General features: G+C 61.7%; 16 protein-coding genes. 9 read left to right on the forward strand and 7 right to left on the reverse strand.

Annotated elements, in window-relative coordinates; translation table 11 throughout:
- Positions 1–25: 25 nt before the first annotated feature.
- Entirely contained in the window at positions 26–535 is a 510-nt protein-coding gene (locus AC3A4H_RS22630) for a ferritin-like domain-containing protein (RefSeq protein WP_487768723.1), read from the reverse strand.
- A gap of 186 nt (positions 536–721) precedes the next feature.
- Entirely contained in the window at positions 722–1,051 is a 330-nt protein-coding gene (locus tag AC3A4H_RS22635) for a hypothetical protein (RefSeq protein WP_487768724.1), read from the reverse strand.
- 378 nt (positions 1,052–1,429) lie between these two features.
- Between AC3A4H_RS22635 and AC3A4H_RS22640 the strand changes: the two genes are divergently transcribed.
- Positions 1,430–1,831: a dihydrofolate reductase family protein gene (locus AC3A4H_RS22640; protein WP_487768725.1), complete on the forward strand. Its 402-nt coding sequence runs from the start codon at positions 1,430–1,432 to the stop codon at positions 1,829–1,831.
- A gap of 148 nt (positions 1,832–1,979) precedes the next feature.
- Here the strand turns inward: AC3A4H_RS22640 and AC3A4H_RS22645 are convergent, their stop codons facing one another.
- Positions 1,980–2,420, reverse strand: a complete 441-nt coding sequence (locus AC3A4H_RS22645; RefSeq protein ID WP_487768726.1) for a hypothetical protein — start codon at positions 2,418–2,420, stop codon at positions 1,980–1,982.
- Positions 2,421–2,857: 437 nt separating this feature from the next.
- On the opposite strand from AC3A4H_RS22645, the gene AC3A4H_RS22650 reads away from it, so the two are divergent.
- A complete protein-coding gene (locus AC3A4H_RS22650; RefSeq protein WP_487768727.1) occupies positions 2,858–4,321 on the forward strand; it encodes an oligosaccharide flippase family protein in 1,464 nt (487 codons plus the stop codon).
- A gap of 70 nt (positions 4,322–4,391) precedes the next feature.
- Here AC3A4H_RS22650 and AC3A4H_RS22655 read toward each other — a convergent pair whose 3' ends face one another.
- Genes AC3A4H_RS22655 through AC3A4H_RS22670 form a run of 4 tightly spaced genes read right to left on the reverse strand, consistent with a single transcriptional unit; the run spans position 4,392 to position 8,093 of the window.
- Positions 4,392–5,375, reverse strand: a complete 984-nt coding sequence (locus tag AC3A4H_RS22655; RefSeq protein WP_487768728.1) for a glycosyltransferase family 2 protein — start codon at positions 5,373–5,375, stop codon at positions 4,392–4,394.
- Positions 5,366–6,385: a glycosyltransferase family 8 protein gene (locus tag AC3A4H_RS22660; RefSeq protein ID WP_487768729.1), complete on the reverse strand. Its 1,020-nt coding sequence runs from the start codon at positions 6,383–6,385 to the stop codon at positions 5,366–5,368. Before AC3A4H_RS22660 ends, AC3A4H_RS22655 begins: the two co-directional genes overlap by 10 nt.
- Positions 6,382–7,749: a polysaccharide pyruvyl transferase family protein gene (locus AC3A4H_RS22665; protein WP_487768730.1), complete on the reverse strand. Its 1,368-nt coding sequence runs from the start codon at positions 7,747–7,749 to the stop codon at positions 6,382–6,384. Before AC3A4H_RS22665 ends, AC3A4H_RS22660 begins: the two co-directional genes overlap by 4 nt.
- Positions 7,749–8,093, reverse strand: coding sequence for a hypothetical protein (locus tag AC3A4H_RS22670; RefSeq protein WP_487768731.1), 345 nt, complete (start codon positions 8,091–8,093; stop codon positions 7,749–7,751). The genes AC3A4H_RS22665 and AC3A4H_RS22670 overlap by 1 nt, the downstream gene beginning before the upstream one ends.
- Before the next feature lie 627 nt (positions 8,094–8,720).
- On the opposite strand from AC3A4H_RS22670, the gene AC3A4H_RS22675 reads away from it, so the two are divergent.
- From AC3A4H_RS22675 to AC3A4H_RS22705, 7 genes are all read left to right on the forward strand, one after another.
- Positions 8,721–9,293, forward strand: a complete 573-nt coding sequence (locus tag AC3A4H_RS22675; RefSeq protein WP_348781066.1) for an NADPH-dependent FMN reductase — start codon at positions 8,721–8,723, stop codon at positions 9,291–9,293.
- A gap of 193 nt (positions 9,294–9,486) precedes the next feature.
- On the forward strand, positions 9,487–10,077 hold the full coding sequence (locus tag AC3A4H_RS22680; RefSeq protein ID WP_348781065.1) for an EF-hand domain-containing protein: 591 nt from the start codon (positions 9,487–9,489) through the stop codon (positions 10,075–10,077).
- 254 nt (positions 10,078–10,331) lie between these two features.
- Positions 10,332–10,964, forward strand: coding sequence for a DapH/DapD/GlmU-related protein (locus tag AC3A4H_RS22685; RefSeq protein ID WP_487768732.1), 633 nt, complete (start codon positions 10,332–10,334; stop codon positions 10,962–10,964).
- Between the two features lie 380 nt (positions 10,965–11,344).
- Entirely contained in the window at positions 11,345–12,181 is an 837-nt protein-coding gene (phnX, locus tag AC3A4H_RS22690) for a phosphonoacetaldehyde hydrolase (RefSeq protein WP_487768733.1), read from the forward strand.
- A 270-nt stretch (positions 12,182–12,451) separates the two neighbouring features.
- Positions 12,452–13,570: an ABC transporter substrate-binding protein gene (locus AC3A4H_RS22695; RefSeq protein WP_487768734.1), complete on the forward strand. Its 1,119-nt coding sequence runs from the start codon at positions 12,452–12,454 to the stop codon at positions 13,568–13,570.
- Between the two features lie 5 nt (positions 13,571–13,575).
- Positions 13,576–14,505 (forward strand): ABC transporter permease, encoded by a 930-nt coding sequence (locus AC3A4H_RS22700; RefSeq protein ID WP_487768735.1) that lies wholly within the window; start codon positions 13,576–13,578, stop codon positions 14,503–14,505.
- Positions 14,502–15,332: an ABC transporter permease gene (locus AC3A4H_RS22705; protein WP_487768736.1), complete on the forward strand. Its 831-nt coding sequence runs from the start codon at positions 14,502–14,504 to the stop codon at positions 15,330–15,332. Before AC3A4H_RS22700 ends, AC3A4H_RS22705 begins: the two co-directional genes overlap by 4 nt.
- Positions 15,333–15,337: the final 5 nt, after the last annotated feature.

Genomic DNA, 15,337 nt, shown 5'->3' on the forward strand with positions numbered 1-15,337 from the left:
GGGCCAAGCCGCAGCGCCAAAACGGCTAGCGCTTCGCGGCACCGCTGTCTGCTTCGTCCCTGCTCAGGAACATCTTGGTAGTGGGCGCCAGATGATCGCCGAGCCATTCGGCCATGGCCTCTTCCTCGCGAAGGTTCTGCAGGCAGACCCGCGCAACTTCGTTTTCACCAATGGCCTCCGCAGCCGCAATCAGGATCGTGTATGAGGCGATCTCCATGTGTTCGAATGTGTAGCTGGCGAGCGAGCCCTTCATTACCTCGTCGCTGGAAAAAAATCCGCTGAAGGCCTGGCCCATGGCCGTCAATTTTCCGCTGAAGTCCTTCAGCGCCGAGGTGTCTTCACCCAGTTGCTCCAGGCATTGTCTCAAGCGCTTTGCCTGCTGCCTGGTCTCGTCCAGGTGGACCCGGATGCGCTCCCTGAGTTCGGGATAGCTGTCGAGCCGGTTGATCTGGCCGGACAGCATTGTTTCGGCTTGTTCTTCCATGGCGTGGGCATCCCGCAGCCACTGGATCATCCACTCGCGCGCCTCGGACATGGCAATGCTCCTCTTTCTGGAGCAACCCAACCTCGAACCCGTGGGATTGTTCCGGTCGTTCGAGGGTGCATTCGGGCCGAGAAGCCGGCGGGCGCGCGGCCAGATACGGGAGTTGGATACGCCCTACGAGTGTGTTTTGCCGTCGTGCCTGCGTTCCGGGGCCTCGCCAGCTGCTGGCTCGGCCGATCACTGTTGCTTCGGAGTAGGGTTTACGCCTTCGGAGTGGCGCGCCTTCTCCTTGGTCTCTTCCACGGGCTCGCTGTTTCCGAACCCGCCAGGAGGAAGCTTGTTCTTCGCGGCATCCTGGGAGAATTCGGGATGGCCTGCGTACTGCGTGTCTTTCGGCGGCTTGTCATGATTGGCCGGTTCCGCCGGAGGTGGCTGCGCAGGCTCCGAGGAAAATGCAGGATCATCGAACGGAGGAAACGATCCTGCAGGATGATCGGAGCTATCTTCTTGTGATGCCGTCCGCTGATCAGTTCGCTTGTCTGCATCTACGCTGTTCTTGCCCGGCATGTCGGTCTCCCCGTCTGAGTAGGAAAGAGAACTGTGCGTCGGGCCAATTGTTCCGGGCGATGCCGAGGATTCGGCTGCGGCTGCCAGCTTCGGGAAGGGGCGCGATCACCCGCCTGGAAAATCCGGAGGCTTGGGTGTTGGATTCGGCTTGGGTCGTGGCGAGGGCGGCGGACCGAGCGGCACCGGCTTGTCGGGAACGTCGGGATGCTCTTCAGGCTGACCTTCCCGGTCTTCCTTCCTTGGCGCAGGCGTCTTGAGGTCCGGCATCGAAGACTTTCCTTTCGCGCCTAACTCCTGGCGGAACATAATCGTTCCGAACAAGGTTTTGACTCCTGTGGGGCCAACTTGTCGGCCCGCGCGTTCGCTCGGAGAGCATCGATGGAAACAGCGATCGTCAAGGTGATCTGTGCTGTGGGGCAGTCGGGTCAGATGGGCCTGCATGGGCGCCTGCCCTGGGAGGGCGACCGGGGGCCGGAATACAAGGCAGACGTCGCCCGCTTCTTTGAGCTCACAAAAGGACACGTCCTGGCTGCTGGACCCAAGACCATTGCCAGTGTTCCAAAATTTGCCCGCGAGGACCGGGACTTGTTTATCCTGCGCTCCAGCATGGACCCGGAGCAGACGCTCAAGCGCTTTGCCGGTCGTATCGTCTTCATCGGCGGCGGTCCGGCGGTGTGGGACGCTTATGCGCGCTTCGTCAGCCACTGGGATATAACGCGGCTGCCTTACGACGGTCCTGCCGACCGCTGGTTCGATCCGCGATGGCTCAATGCATCGTGATGGATCACCGCGCTACCAGCATCGAGGATGCACGCCGCCAAAAACAGCTTGAAGGTCGATCCAAATCAAGCCCTGAACAGGCCGGAGATATGCTGGGACCCCGCCTCCTATGTGGGCTCCCAGCATGGGCGCGAGACAGACGTGACAATCATCTTGACGTTCGCGATGTCTTTGCTCTGTCTGCCTCGGCGCGAGCAACGATAGCGTCGTAGACGGCCAGTTCGGCTTGGTCGATCGATGCGACGGCATAGTCGATCGCCAACGACGCCTCCACTTCCAACGCCTTGGCGTGGTTTTCGGCGTGCTTGACGTCCCTCTCGTGCTTTTGCTCGGCGATGTTGGCCTTGAGGGCCGCCTGATCCGCGCTGATTTTCGCCTGCAGCGCCTTCCATTTTTCGGCGAGCGTGGTGCCGACAGCGTGCATGTCCTCATTCACCTTCGCTATCGACGCCTCCACTGTGGCGCGAGTTTTCTCCCTGCGACTAACGATCTTGTCGTGCGCCTCCTTTAGTGCGGCGGAAACATGATCCTCGGCTTCTTTCGCGTGGGCAGACATCTCGGCGAGACCTTCGGAAAGCGGTTTGACCATGGTCGTTCTCCCTGGTGGCAAGTCCCAATGAGGAGATGTAGCGCATCACCTTACCGCTGGAAGAACCCGCACCCTTCAAAAATATGCACCGCCACCTTTGGCGGGTGCGCCGATGCCGAACATCAAGGCAGTCCCTTGAGACCATCGCCGCAATGGGCTGATGATCCGCTCTTCAGCCTGCCCCCTGCGGCCGTCCGGGTCGCGCAGCTCCTTTGCTAGCAACCTTTGGTTCGCCCGAATCCAGACGAACTCCTTCGATTCTGACGGACGCTTTGCGTCATCGGCCGCAAGAGCGGGTTGCGCTGCGTTTACTCCTTTAGATGGCTGCAGCCAGCCATTTGGTTGGAATGACACAGGCGCGGTTTATGCAAAAACTGCCAGGGCAACAGGCCCAGCGGACTTACTTGTCCGTAAGCGATAGAGAGTTCGGACCCGAAATGTCAGCAATCAAGCGTGCGCTCCTGCTCAGCACCGGCGACCGCTATTTCGCCCTCGTGACGAACTTCGCAACCGTATCCATCGTTTCCCGGATCCTGTCGCCGGGCGAGATCGGCGTATCGGTCATCGGCGCTGCCATCGTTGGCATCGTCCTGTCGATCAAGGAATTCGCCAGCAGCAACTTCCTGATCCAGCGCGGCGAGCTGTCGCGCAACGACATCCGCAGCACCTTCACTGTGATGCTGATCCTGACGCTTGCCATTGCTGCCGCACTTCTGCTGGCCGCGCCGTGGCTGGCCTCGGCCTATGAAGAGCCGCAACTGGCCCCCTATCTCCGGCTGGTTTCCGTCGCTCTGCTCGTGGAACTGATCTCCACGCAGATTCTGGCACTGTTGCGCCGCGACATGGTTTTCGGGAAGGTCGCCATCACCAACATGGCCGGAGCCGCTGCTGGCTCTATCTCGACGATCGTGCTGGCTTTACTGGGTTTCAGCTATATGAGCTTTGCCTGGGCGTGGCTGGCCTCGGCCACCGCGATGGCGCTCTTCGCCATTGTCTTCCGCCCGCATTTCTGGATGTTCAAACCCTCGCTGCGCCATTGGCGCGAGATGGTCGCATTCGGCGGCTATCACGGCGCCACCGTCGTCCTGCTCCGCGCCTACGAGGCGCTGCCCTACCTGCTGCTCGGCCGCATGTTTTCGCCCGATGCAGCGGGCTTGCTCAGCCGTGCCAACATGATCTGTCAATTGCCGGACAAGTTGATCATCGGCGGCGCGGTTCCCGTGGTGCTGCCGGCATTCGCCACCGAGGTCAGGCAAGGACGCGACTTGAAGCACCCCTATCTCAAGGCGATCGAACTGGTCACTGCCCTGCAATGGCCGGCCCTCGTCTGTCTGGCCCTGCTCGCCCACCCCGTGATCCACATCTTGCTTGGCCCCCAGTGGAAGGACGTGGTCCCTCTGGTTCAGGTGATGGCGATAGCGTCGCTTTTTGCCTTCTCCTTCGAGCTCAACTACCCCGTGCTGGTGTCGATGGGGGCGATCAGCGACATCTTCCGCCGCGCCCTAATCATCTTCCCCGTTTCGGCAGCCATGATCGGTGCTGCGAGCTTCTTCGGCCTGCAGGCGGTCGCTTCGTCCTTCCTGCTGGTGATCCCCTTCCAGGCTTTCGTGTCCATGCTGATCGTGCGCCGCCGCATTGCCATGCAATGGGCTGACATCGCTGCGCCGCTCTGGCGCAGCAGCGTCGTCACCGCTACTACGGCACTCGGGCCACTCGCAGTCATCATGGCCACCGGCTTCCGGCTTGATCTGCCAATCTGGCAGGGCATATTTGCCGGCTGTCTCGCCGGGGCTGGCTGGGTAATGGGGCTGAAACTGACCCGCCATCCCTTGTTCGACGAGTTGCTCAAGACCCTCTCGCTTCGCCGCTTCGCCGTCCAGCAGCTCCGAGAGATGCCCTAAATAGCCGACTCGCAGGAACGTCGCAGTGCCCGGACGCGCCACGCTGCGATTGCGCGGAGACCGTAGATTCTCAGGGCGTGTGCCGTCCGAGGGCCTCGGCAAGGCGCATGCGCATATGCGCCATAGGGTCACCCATCCGCATCAGGTAGTCGAGAGGCGGCAGCACCGCCAGGCGCGGCGACAGCTCGAAAGCGAGCTTGAACAGCTCAAGCCCGGCCGCGCGCTGCCCCCGCACGATGTGCGAGATGGCAGACCAGTAGGCCCGCTTGCCGAGATTGCCATAGACGCGCCGCCGCAGCCCGCCAACGCCGGGCGCAGCAGCAGCGTCGCGGGTGAAGAAACTGTCGAAGGTCTGCCTGGTTTCGACCAGATCGCGCTTGAAATCGCGCCAGAAGATGGCCGAGATGTTGGCACCATGCACGCGCCTGATGCCGTGCACCGCGTTGGTCACCGCCACGCGGCGGTTCAGCGACAGTCTGAGGTAAAGCTCGAGATCCTCGTTGAAGGCTACGTCGGTTCGGAAATGGCCGACGCGCTTGAGATCGGCCGTCCGCACGAGGGCCGCCCCGCCGCCGAACAGCACCTTGGAAGGCAACGAGCGCTCCAGCGTGAACGCCTCCGACGACAGTAAGCGCCACGGCTCGTCCGGCCTATTCTCAATTGCGGGGGGAGGGTTGGTGGTATGCCAAACCAGTTCGGCGCCGCAGGCGAGCGAAACGTCACTCTCCTGCTCCAGCACTGTCAGGGCACGCGCGAAGCAGCCTTCGACGAGCAGGTCGTCGGCGCACAGCAGCATGAAATACTTCGACGCCGCCCAGTCCACGCCCTCGTTGTAGGAGGCGTGGTGGCCAAGGTTCTTGTCGCGCGCAACAAGCGTGATGCGCTTGTCGTGCTTCATCAGCCTGCGTGCCACCGCGACGCTGTCATCGGTCGAGGCGTTGTCGACGATCAGTATCCGGATGTCATCGACGCCCTGGACTCTGATGCTGGCAACGCATTCCTCGAGATAGCGACCATAGCAATAGTTGGGAATGGCGATGTCGATCAGGGCCATGGCTCGGTCTCCATGCGGCCTTGCGGCAGCGGCGTTGGACGGGAAGCCGGTGTCGCAAGCCGGTTCTCGATCACGCCGATAGCGGTCTCGTAGCGACGGACGGTCCGGTGCCGGCGAATGGCATTGAGAAAATAGCTGACACCGTAGTCGAAGGTACCCGCCGGCAGGGGCAGCGCCGTCTCAGCCGATATGCGCCTTAGCAGGGCATACTCCCTGCGGTCGCAGCGCCACGACCGCATCGGCATGAATTTCACCCGGCCGGTATAGTGCCTGACCAGCGCCGTCGACCAGGCCTTGGTGTGTAGGGCCGACTTCTGGACATTGTAGCGAACCGGCAGCATCCTGCAGTCGCCGCCAAAGGTGAGGTTGAGCGCGCACTGGTCGTTGGGTACGCATTCGCTCATGTAGGCGCAGGCATGTGAATGGGCGAAGAGGTTGCGGGTGAAGCGATCGAGCGCCCGCGTCCGCAGCCACTTCGCGCCATTGATCACCATGACACCGGCGTTGAAGAAATCGGGCGAAACGCCGTTTCGATTGCAGTTCAGGGCAAAGGCGGGATCGTCGAAGCCGGTCGACACCGACAGGTCGAGACAGGCCGCGGCCGACTCCTCAAAGCCGACGATGTGCTCCAGATGCAGATCGCCGAAAGCCAAAGTATCACCGTCGAGATAGGCGATATATGCATAGTGGCGGGCAAGCTGTTCGATCACCGCCACCCTGAGATAGGTGGTCGAAGTCAGATGTTTGCCGATCGTGACCTCGTTGGCCGGCGCATAGCCCGGAGCCGGCGCGACAGCCAGGCCGTGGCCCCGCGACTCGACTGCCTGTCTGAACCGCGGCGGCACCTCGCTTTGGTAGCCGTGCTGGAACAGGAAGAAATCGACCGGCGTGCCATGCGCGAGTGCCACGGAAGCCAGCGCAAACAGCGTCATTTCGTGGTAGTTGGCGTCGGTGACATAGGCGACTGCCACCGGGCCATGTCTGGGTCCGTCATGCGCCGTGCTGGTCACGCCAGGCCCCTTTTCCGTTCGGGCAGGTGCCGGACCTGCTCCAGCAGGATCGTCTCCTGCTCCGATAGTTCCGCCAGATAGCGCGCCACCGTCGCGCGCACCTGAGCGGCGCGCGCGTCGCGCTCTTCGAGTAGCCCCTCCAGGCGCGAGATCAGCCATTCCACCTCGAACTGCTCGACATCGGCGCAATAGTCGGCGAGCCCCATGTCGGCTGCGAGCACGTCGTGCTTTTCGAGATAGCCGAGCGAGATCACCGGGATGCCGACGCGCAGCGCGCAGACCACGTTGTGGAAGCGGGTTGCGACGATGACATCGGTCGCCTGCATCTGCGCCATCACGTGATGCAGTGAACTCGCGGGCTCGTAAAGCACACGCGCAAGCTCCGCCTCGGCCAGTTTCGGTCGCAGGCGGGCCATGAGATCGACCACCGCGACGTGGTCGTTGTCCTGGCCCAACATCAGGCGAACCGCAAAACCGCGTCCGAGCACCAGTTCGACGAACTCGGCAAGCTTCGCGATGTAGGCTTCATAGATGCGTTGGCCCTCGCCGGTCCGGCCGCGATAGTTCATTACCCCCAGCCCGACGATCAGCGGTGCGCCCGGATAGCGCGCCAGTGGCGGGGGCACCGGCAGACTGAACGCAAGGTCCGGGAACACCTCGTCCGCGCTGGTGTCGATCCCCAGCGACGAGACGAAGTCGCGGGAAATTACATCGCGGAACGACCGGTACGTCGCGCAGCGGGACGCGCCGGAAAAGAAGAGCCGACTGAGGTAGTGATAGGCAGGCCCCGCCCCGATGCTGACGAAGGCAATCGCGCAGCCACGCAACCTTGCCATCGCCAGCCATTTGAAGAACACGTATGGCATGCCGAAGGGGGTGTCGCCGAAATCGTCGAAGGCGCCGGTTCCCGGCAGCACCACGATGTCAAAGCAGGCAAGCTTACGGAAGGCGCGGACAGGACCATAGAGCTTGTAGGGAAGCCGGCCAAGCAGGCGGTTCGCCCGATCGAGCCATGGTTGTTTGATACCCCGCCGCGTCAGCTTGATAGTGTTGATGCCGAAGGTCTCCGCAACGACCTCCGGCTCGGTGCAGATCACCGTCAGTTCGGCCTTGGGGCAGATGCGCGAAAGCGTCCGGATCATCGCCTCGAGCGACCCGTCATTGCCGAAATTGCCGACGCCGAACTGGCCCAGAAGGGCGATGCGCAGCGACCTTTTGCCATGATCGGAAACCGCGCTTTCGGCCGGCCGTTGCGGCGTGGGCAACCATTCGGCGCTGCCGGTGGCGCGCTCCTTCCGCATGGTAGCGTCAGCGGCCACACCGCCGGCCAACACGCCCAGCCCCTTGCTGCCCCTGCCCACCATCAGAATGCGCCTCCGCCTCCTGCCTGCTGTTCGGGATGAACCGCATCGGCCGTCGCCATGAGCTTGAGATATATCTTCGTGATGCCCGGCCAGGTGTATTCGGCCGCCCTGGCAAGGCCGGCCTTGACGTGGTCGTGCCGCAGTGCCGGCCTGGAATGCAGGCTGCGCACGGCGTGGGATAGGAGCGAGACGAAATCACCGTTGATGCCCCAGCGTCTCCCAGGGCGAGGGGCTCTCCTGTCAGTCGTTGCCGCGTCCATGTAGGCGCCGGGTAACGGCAGCACGATGACGTTGCTGTTGCCTGGCGACATCCGCTGCGAAGCCCGGACCTTTCTCGTGTCCATCAGGTTTCTTCCGCGCCCATCGGTTAGAGTCTTTGCGGACGAGCGGCACTGCATTGCAGCGCAACTTTGCCCTGACCGTAGCATTGTGTGGCACAAGCGCGGTTTCAAACGATGGGCTTACCGGCCTACTTCTTCGGATTGGAGCCAGTGCGGAGCATTCAGCGATTTACTGACGCGGGCGAGGCTGCGCATGGCCCAGCGTGGTTCATCTCAGTTCGTTTTTTTGGCTGCCTGCCTCTGGAATTCCGGCCAGAGCGCGCCATCTCCCGGGTCTTCCAATCTTGGTGGAATGGCCATTGCCACCAAGCGCCTGCCGTCGGCAGACGGCAGGCATTGTTCTCCCGCGGTGGAGACTGGAGCGGCCGATGCGCAGTTATCTTGCCCAATCCCCTGAAATGCTCCTCCATGTTTTCCGACGATGTGCTGAACGTGATGGACGAGTTGGTGCAGCGCGCAGCCGAGGCGCTACACATCGATGGTCCGGCGGAACGGAACGCGTAGGAACCGCAGCTCCTTTGGTGGAGCACGAAACCGAGACATGGGCTTATTGTTTCCGGCGTGTCCGCAGCGGTTGGTCCGTTCCAAACAGATGACCGGATGCTTCCCGGCAGAATGGAGAGCGTACCAATGACTAAACACAAGGTCGGCTATCTTATCGGCAGCCTCGCAACGGCGTCGATCAACCGCAAATTGGCGACGGCGTTGGTGCGGCTTGCGCCCAAAGAGCTGGAAATGGAGGAGATTTCCTTCAGGGAACTGCCGCTTTACAGCTATGACTATGACGCTGATTTCCCACCGGAGGCGCAAGCGTTTAAAGCGGCAATCGCCGCCGTCGACGCCGTGCTGTTCGTGACTCCGGAGTATAACCGGTCGATCCCGGGCGGCCTGAAGAACGCAATAGACTGGGCCAGCCGCCCCTATGGCAGCAACTCGTTCACGCGCAAGCCGTCAGCCGTCATCGGCACCTCCCCGGGCGCAATCGGCACTGCGGTGGCGCAGCAGAGTCTGCGAAGCGTCCTCAGCTTCTGCAATTCGCCGCAGATGAACGCGCCCGAAGCCTATATCCAGTTCCGGCCCGGTCTCATCACCGATGACGGCGAGGTAACCGACCCCACCACCGAAGAGTTCCTGCGCAACTACATGGCCGAGTTCGAGGCATTCATAACGCGGGTATATACCGCCGTGCCGAAGGGGACATGACGATTGCACGTGCCGGCTGCCCGCTTGAACGTGTCGCGAACTGTCCAGTAAGCGGCTCGACTACCGGCTGCCGTCATTGATGCGGGTCAATGCCTTCTGGGGAAACCCGTCCCACTCTGGCTGCCGCGGCATGGGCACCTCCACGACCCATCGAGCGCAGAATTTCCAAGTTTCAATGCTGAGGAGTGAGATCATGACACGCGTCAAGATGCTGGCAGGCATTGCAGTGGCCGGACTAATGATGGCGCTACCGGCGTCGCCGAGCTTTGCGCAGGAACAAACTCCCTATCAGACGGCCCAGCAGCAACAACAAGGCGGGCCGCAAGTTCAGATCAGCCCTGACCAGTTGCGCCAGATGATCCGGCAGGTCGTCCGTGAGATGATGGCGCAGCGCATGGAAGAGCAGGGAGGGCCAGAAGCCCCGAGAGGCCCGGGGCGGCCCGGAGCCGAGATGATGGGGGAGAGAGGCGGGATGATGCGCGAAAGGCTGCGTGAGCGGGCAGCCGAGGCGCGTGAAGAAGGCGGATGGCGCAAGCACCGTCACGGCCCGCCGTGGATGCGCGGCGTGGGTTTGAAGATCATCTTCGCGGTCATGGATGCCAACGGTGACGGAAAGGTGACCTTGGACGAGGTCAACGATTTCCACGCCCGCATCTTCAGGGCGATGGACGCGGATCAGAAGGGCTACTTGACCATAGAGGATATCCAGGACTTCTTCCGTGATGGCATGCATCGCGGCGGTGCTTCTGGCGATGGCGGCGGTGGAGACTACGGTCAGGAATAAGAGCTGGCCGCGCGCCACCCGCCTGTTGACGCGGAGGGTGGCGCCCAATCGAAAGCGCCGCGGCATTACACCAGGGGCATTTGCAGGAGCGAGCCCAGCTTCCCTCGAGCATAACAGTGCCGCGGCCAGCGCAGCACTCCGCGTGGTCAGCAATGAAAGTGGCGGTCGTTCGCGCTCCCAGACGCCCTTGGCGGCCGTGTGTCACATTTCCTTGATCGTCCCCGGTTAGGCAGGCCCAAATCCGGAGACCGTCAATGCGCTCGACCGCACAACCAAAGCGCCCCAAAATCGGGGAGACCGTTGTCCACGCGACGGCGAGCATAAGAGATTCAACCATAGGCAGATGCTGCGAGATCTTGGCGGACACCTCTCTGCACACGGTCGAACTGGGGGATTATTCCTATCTGGGGCCTCGCTGCATTGTCGGAGACGCGACGATTGGAAAGTTCTGCGCTATCGCCGCGGAAGTCAGGATTGGTGCGCCCAATCACCCGATGGACCGGCCGTCTATGCATCGTTTCAGCTACTGCCCAGAATATTACTCAATGGATGCAGTGCGCGACGGTTCCTTTTTTGATCAGCGAAGGGAAGATCGCGTTGTCATCGGGAATGATGTCTGGATTGGCCACGGGGTAATCGTGTTGCCGGGTGTAAAGGTTGGAGACGGTGCCGTGCTCGCAGCAGGCGCGGTCGTCACCAGGGACGTTCAGCCATACACCATCGCCGGTGGTGTTCCTGCAAAGATCATTCGCGAGCGGTTTACGCGAACGATAGCGGAGAGGCTCACGTCAATTGCTTGGTGGGATTGGCCATTCGAGACAATCATGGCGCGGCTCGCCGACTTTCAGTCAAGCGATATCGAGGCCTTTTGCGAGCGCTGGTCCTAGTACACCTCGCGACGCTTCTGGCGCAAAGCGGTCCTCGTCGCCTGTGACCTCAACGCGATACGCCACGTCAATGGCATCACCGCACCCGAGAGCCAGCAGATCTGCTGCCACGCCCCATCAGGCGGTCGACAGGCTCGGCTTGCGGTTAGCTCGCAAGAGCCCACAGAGACATTATCCTGGCTGCGAGCAAACTTCGTCGCCAACGGTCGCCAAGCTGTCATCAAATTGCGCTAGCGCAGGGCCGCTGCAATGTGAGATCGGCCCGCCATGAACACAATCCCCCCGGGGCAATGTCCTCGCCAATCGCAGGTTCTCACTCGCTGATCAGACGGCTTAAGCGGCCTGCCGCGCTCTCTTCCCAGTTTCAACCAGGCAAGACGATGAACAAGACCAACACACTCGGGCACAATTTTCGCGGTCCCGTTTCGACAGCCATTTTTGACTGGGCCGGCACGGTTCTCGATTTTGGTTGCATTGCGCCGGTGGCGGCGTTTCGTGAGGCCTTCGCCGAGGATGGCGTGGCCATCTCGGAGGCCGAGGCGCGCGCCCCCATGGGCGCCGCCAAGCGCGAACACCTCGAGATGATTCTCGCCCAGCCCGCCGTCGCCGAGCGCTGGCAGGCAAGCAAAGGCGCCGCGTCCACACCAGCGGATGTGGAGCGCCTCTACGCGGCGTTCCTGCGCATCGATGAGGTCCAGTGCGCGCGCTACAGTGCGCTTATTCCGGGGGCGCTCGAAACCATTGCCGCGCTTCGCAGCCGCGCCATCGCCATCGGCAGCACCACGGGCTATCCCCGCAGTGTGATGAACAACCTGATGCCGCTCGCCAAGGCGCAGGGCTATGAGCCTGATCATTGTGTTACGGTGAGCGATGTCAAACGTGGTCGGCCCTATCCGGACATGGTTCTGGACAATGCCATCGCGCTTGGCGCGCCAGATGTGCGCGCCTGCGTGGTGGTGGACGATAGCCCAACGGGTCTGGTTTCGGCTCGTGCCGCCGGCATGTGGGCTGTCGGTATCGTCGCCAGCGGCAATGAAATCGGTTTGTCGCTCGCCGACTGGCAGGCGCTGGACGAGGCGGCCCAGGACGCGCATCGGCAGCGTGCAGGGCGCGTGCTGCGCGAAGCGGGCGCCCACTACACGATCGATACCATTGCCGATCTCCTCCCGGTGATCGAAGCCATCGACGCCCGTTTGCGGGCCGGAGACAAGCCGTGACGCGGTCGTGAAAACGAGCGAACTTACGGCCTGCGGCCGGCTCCGCATCAGTCCCGGCGAGAGCCGGATGCCGGTCACATCGCCGATGATCACTGCCAGCTCGCAATAGTCGCCAAGGTTCACCATAGCGGAATAGCGGACGTCCACTTTTAGGGCCTCACCCCATTCTTCGATTCTGGTGGCAGTGACAGGCCGCTTATTGACTCGTGATTCAAAATCCTCCTACGCTGCTTCCATAAATATCCAGAAAATCAACTGGAGGGGAGCAATATGCAGCGCATCAAGTTCATCGACAGGATGGCATCGGGCGCACTGACAAGGCGCCAAATGCTCCAGGGTGCAGCCGCTTTCGGCGTGGGCCTTACTTTGTCACCGAGATTGTCGGCTGCAGCGGAAGTTCTGACGTGTCTCGAATGGACGGGCTACGACAGTGACGACTATTTCCGATCTTATGTCGGCAAGCATGGGACTGCCCCGAGCTTTTCCACCTTCGGTGGGGAAGAAGAAGCGCTGGCCAAGGTGCGGGCGGGATTTGCCGCGGATCTCATGCACCCTTGCAACTATTCTGTCGGACGCTTCGTGGAGGCCGGTCTGACGGTGCCGATCGACACCGCCAAGCTCTCCAACTGGAAGGATGTTTTCCCCGCGCTTCAGACGGCAGACGGCGTGGTCGTGAATGGAGACGTGGTGATGGCACCAGCCGACTGGGGCAACGCCAGCATCGCCTACCGGCCCGACCTGATTGGAGATGCCTTCAAGGACGGCGAGAGCTGGGGGATCTTCTACGACGACGCCTTCGAGGGCAAGGTTTCGATGCTCGATGATCCGCTCGCTATCGCCATCGGCCAGATGGTCAAGGGCGTAAGCTACCGTGACGCCAATCTACTCACCGGCGACAAGCTCCAGGCTGCCAAGGAGTTCGGGGCCAAGGCGGTGAAGAATTCGCGCTTCCTCTGGACCGACTCGACCGAGCTGCAGCAAGGCCTGGCCTCGGGTGAGATCGCCGCTGCCTATGCGTGGAACGACACCGTGAAGAACCTTCTCGCGGAAGGGATCGAGGCCAGGTATGCCAAGCCGAAGGAGGGGTACTTCACCTGGTTCTGCGGCATGACGATCCTCAATTCCGGCAAGGCGGACCCGGCGCTCGCCTATGACTTCATAGATGCGTGGCTCTCTCCGGAAACCGGCAAGCTCCTGATCGAAGGCTCGGGTTTCGGTCATGCCAACATGAAGGCCTTCGAAATATCCGACCCCGAAGCGGTCAAGGCCATGGGCATCACCGATCCCGTCGAGCACATGAAGAGTGCGATCCTGTTCGAGCCGCAGCCAAGTTCGGTTGTCAATGAGCAGCAGAAGGTCTGGGAAGAGATCAAGGCGCTGAAGCTGTAGTCGCCATGAAGATCGCGCCGGATCGTCAGGTGCGGGCATGGCGAAAGCGGAGCGTCGGCTACGGGCTCGTCGCCTCGATTCTGCTGGTGCTCCTTGCTCCGCTCTTTGCGCTTGTTGTCCTGAGCTTCTGGACCCAGCACGGCTTTGCCATCGATCGGACGCCTACGCTCGCCAACTACTGGAGCCTTATTGAACCTTCGGCGACGGCAACAGTCTATTTCGGCATCCCCTTCTATCTGAAGAATCCCGTGCCGGCGATACTGCTGCTGAAGTCGCTGGCGATATCATTGGTCGCCACTTTGGCGGTCCTGCTCGTCGCCTACCCGATGGCTTACTTTCTCGCCTTTCGGGTGAAGCGCTACAAGGTGCTCTGGCTGATCCTGATCACCATTCCGTTCTGGACGAGCTACCTGCTGCGGGTCTTTGCCTGGAAGATCGTCCTCGGCTTCAACGGCGCAATCAATTCAGGGCTGATCAGCCTCGGCCTGATCGATAAGCCGCTGGACTTCCTTCTCTATAACCCCTTTGCCGTCATCATCACCCTCATCCATGCCTGGGTGACCTTCGCCATCCTGCCGATCTACGTCTCCCTCGAGAAAGTCGATCGCACGCTGCTGGAGGCCGCCACGGACCTCGGCGACGACCGCTGGGTCCGCTTCCGCCGGATCACTTTCCCGCTTTCATTGCCGGGCGTCATCGCCGCGGCACTGCTCGTCTTCATTCCGACGGTCGGCGACTACGTCACGCCGACGCTGGTCGGAGGACCAGGGGGAACAATGATCGGCAACTCCATCCAGACGCTGTTCTTCAAGCAGGACAATGCGCCGCTTGGCGCCGCGGTTTCGATCGTCATGATGCTGGTGATCGCGGCCCTTTGCGCCTTGTTTCTCTGGGCGGTCGGCTACAGCCGGTTGCGCGAACGGGGTGCACGATGAAAGGGCGGTTCCGCTTCCTCACACTTTACGCCGCGTTCTTCCTCATATTCCTCTATGCGCCGACGGTGCTGCTGCCGCTGTTTTCGTTCAACGACAACACCTTCGCCGTCTTCCCGCTGAAGGGCTTCACGCTGCGGCACTATGGAGCCATGGCCGGCAATATCGCCATGATCGATGCGCTGGCAAACAGCCTCATCGTCGGGACCATCACTTCGCTGCTCGCCACGGCCATCAGCATCCCGCTTGCAATCGCGCTGACACGCCGTCTCCTGCCGGCCAGCGGGCTGGTTCTATTTACGGTAACACTACCGCTTGTCGTGCCCTCGATCGTCTTTGCCGTTGCTTTCCTCATCCTGCTGGTGCGAATCCTGCAGATTGAGCTTTCATTGCTGACGATCACGCTTGCGCACATTTTTCTCTGCCTGCCATTTTCGGTGATGGTGATGATGTCGCGGCTCGACGGGCTCGATCGCAGTCTGGAAGAAGCCTCGCGCGATCTTGGCGAGACGGCACTCGGCACCTTCCGGCGCATCACGCTGCCGCTGATCTCCCCGGCGGTCATTTCCAGCCTCTTGATGTGCTTCATCACCTCGTTCGACGAGTTTGTACTGGCCTTCTTCCTCAGCGGCACGCGACCGACCTTGCCGGTGTTTCTGTTTGGACAACTTCGCTTTCCCAACAAGCTGCCCTCGGTGCTGGCGCTAGGCTCGCTGATCCTGATCGCCTCCACCATCCTCGTCATCGTGTCGGAACTCATTCGGCGCAGAGAAGGCGCCGCATCAAAGTCCGAAGCTCTCGAACTGCCCATTCAAGCCAACGCAACATAGAGGCG

Source organism: Pseudaminobacter sp. Soil_N_29 (genome assembly GCF_057656055.1).

Excerpts from the sequence above, each read along its gene's own strand:
- AC3A4H_RS22630 (WP_487768723.1), bottom strand. The coding sequence starts at position 535 with ATGTCCGAGGCGCGCGAGTGGATGATCCAGTGGCTGCGGGATGCCCAC.
- AC3A4H_RS22635 (WP_487768724.1), bottom strand. The coding sequence starts at position 1,051 with ATGCCGGGCAAGAACAGCGTAGATGCAGACAAGCGAACTGATCAGCGG.
- AC3A4H_RS22640 (WP_487768725.1), top strand. The coding sequence starts at position 1,430 with ATGGAAACAGCGATCGTCAAGGTGATCTGTGCTGTGGGGCAGTCGGGT.
- AC3A4H_RS22645 (WP_487768726.1), bottom strand. The coding sequence starts at position 2,420 with ATGGTCAAACCGCTTTCCGAAGGTCTCGCCGAGATGTCTGCCCACGCG.
- AC3A4H_RS22650 (WP_487768727.1), top strand. The coding sequence starts at position 2,858 with ATGTCAGCAATCAAGCGTGCGCTCCTGCTCAGCACCGGCGACCGCTAT.
- AC3A4H_RS22655 (WP_487768728.1), bottom strand. The coding sequence starts at position 5,375 with ATGGCCCTGATCGACATCGCCATTCCCAACTATTGCTATGGTCGCTAT.
- AC3A4H_RS22665 (WP_487768730.1), bottom strand. The coding sequence starts at position 7,749 with ATGGTGGGCAGGGGCAGCAAGGGGCTGGGCGTGTTGGCCGGCGGTGTG.
- AC3A4H_RS22670 (WP_487768731.1), bottom strand. The coding sequence starts at position 8,093 with ATGGACACGAGAAAGGTCCGGGCTTCGCAGCGGATGTCGCCAGGCAAC.
- AC3A4H_RS22675 (WP_348781066.1), top strand. The coding sequence starts at position 8,721 with ATGACTAAACACAAGGTCGGCTATCTTATCGGCAGCCTCGCAACGGCG.
- AC3A4H_RS22680 (WP_348781065.1), top strand. The coding sequence starts at position 9,487 with ATGACACGCGTCAAGATGCTGGCAGGCATTGCAGTGGCCGGACTAATG.
- AC3A4H_RS22685 (WP_487768732.1), top strand. The coding sequence starts at position 10,332 with ATGCGCTCGACCGCACAACCAAAGCGCCCCAAAATCGGGGAGACCGTT.
- phnX (WP_487768733.1), top strand. The coding sequence starts at position 11,345 with ATGAACAAGACCAACACACTCGGGCACAATTTTCGCGGTCCCGTTTCG.
- AC3A4H_RS22695 (WP_487768734.1), top strand. The coding sequence starts at position 12,452 with ATGCAGCGCATCAAGTTCATCGACAGGATGGCATCGGGCGCACTGACA.
- AC3A4H_RS22700 (WP_487768735.1), top strand. The coding sequence starts at position 13,576 with ATGAAGATCGCGCCGGATCGTCAGGTGCGGGCATGGCGAAAGCGGAGC.
- AC3A4H_RS22705 (WP_487768736.1), top strand. The coding sequence starts at position 14,502 with ATGAAAGGGCGGTTCCGCTTCCTCACACTTTACGCCGCGTTCTTCCTC.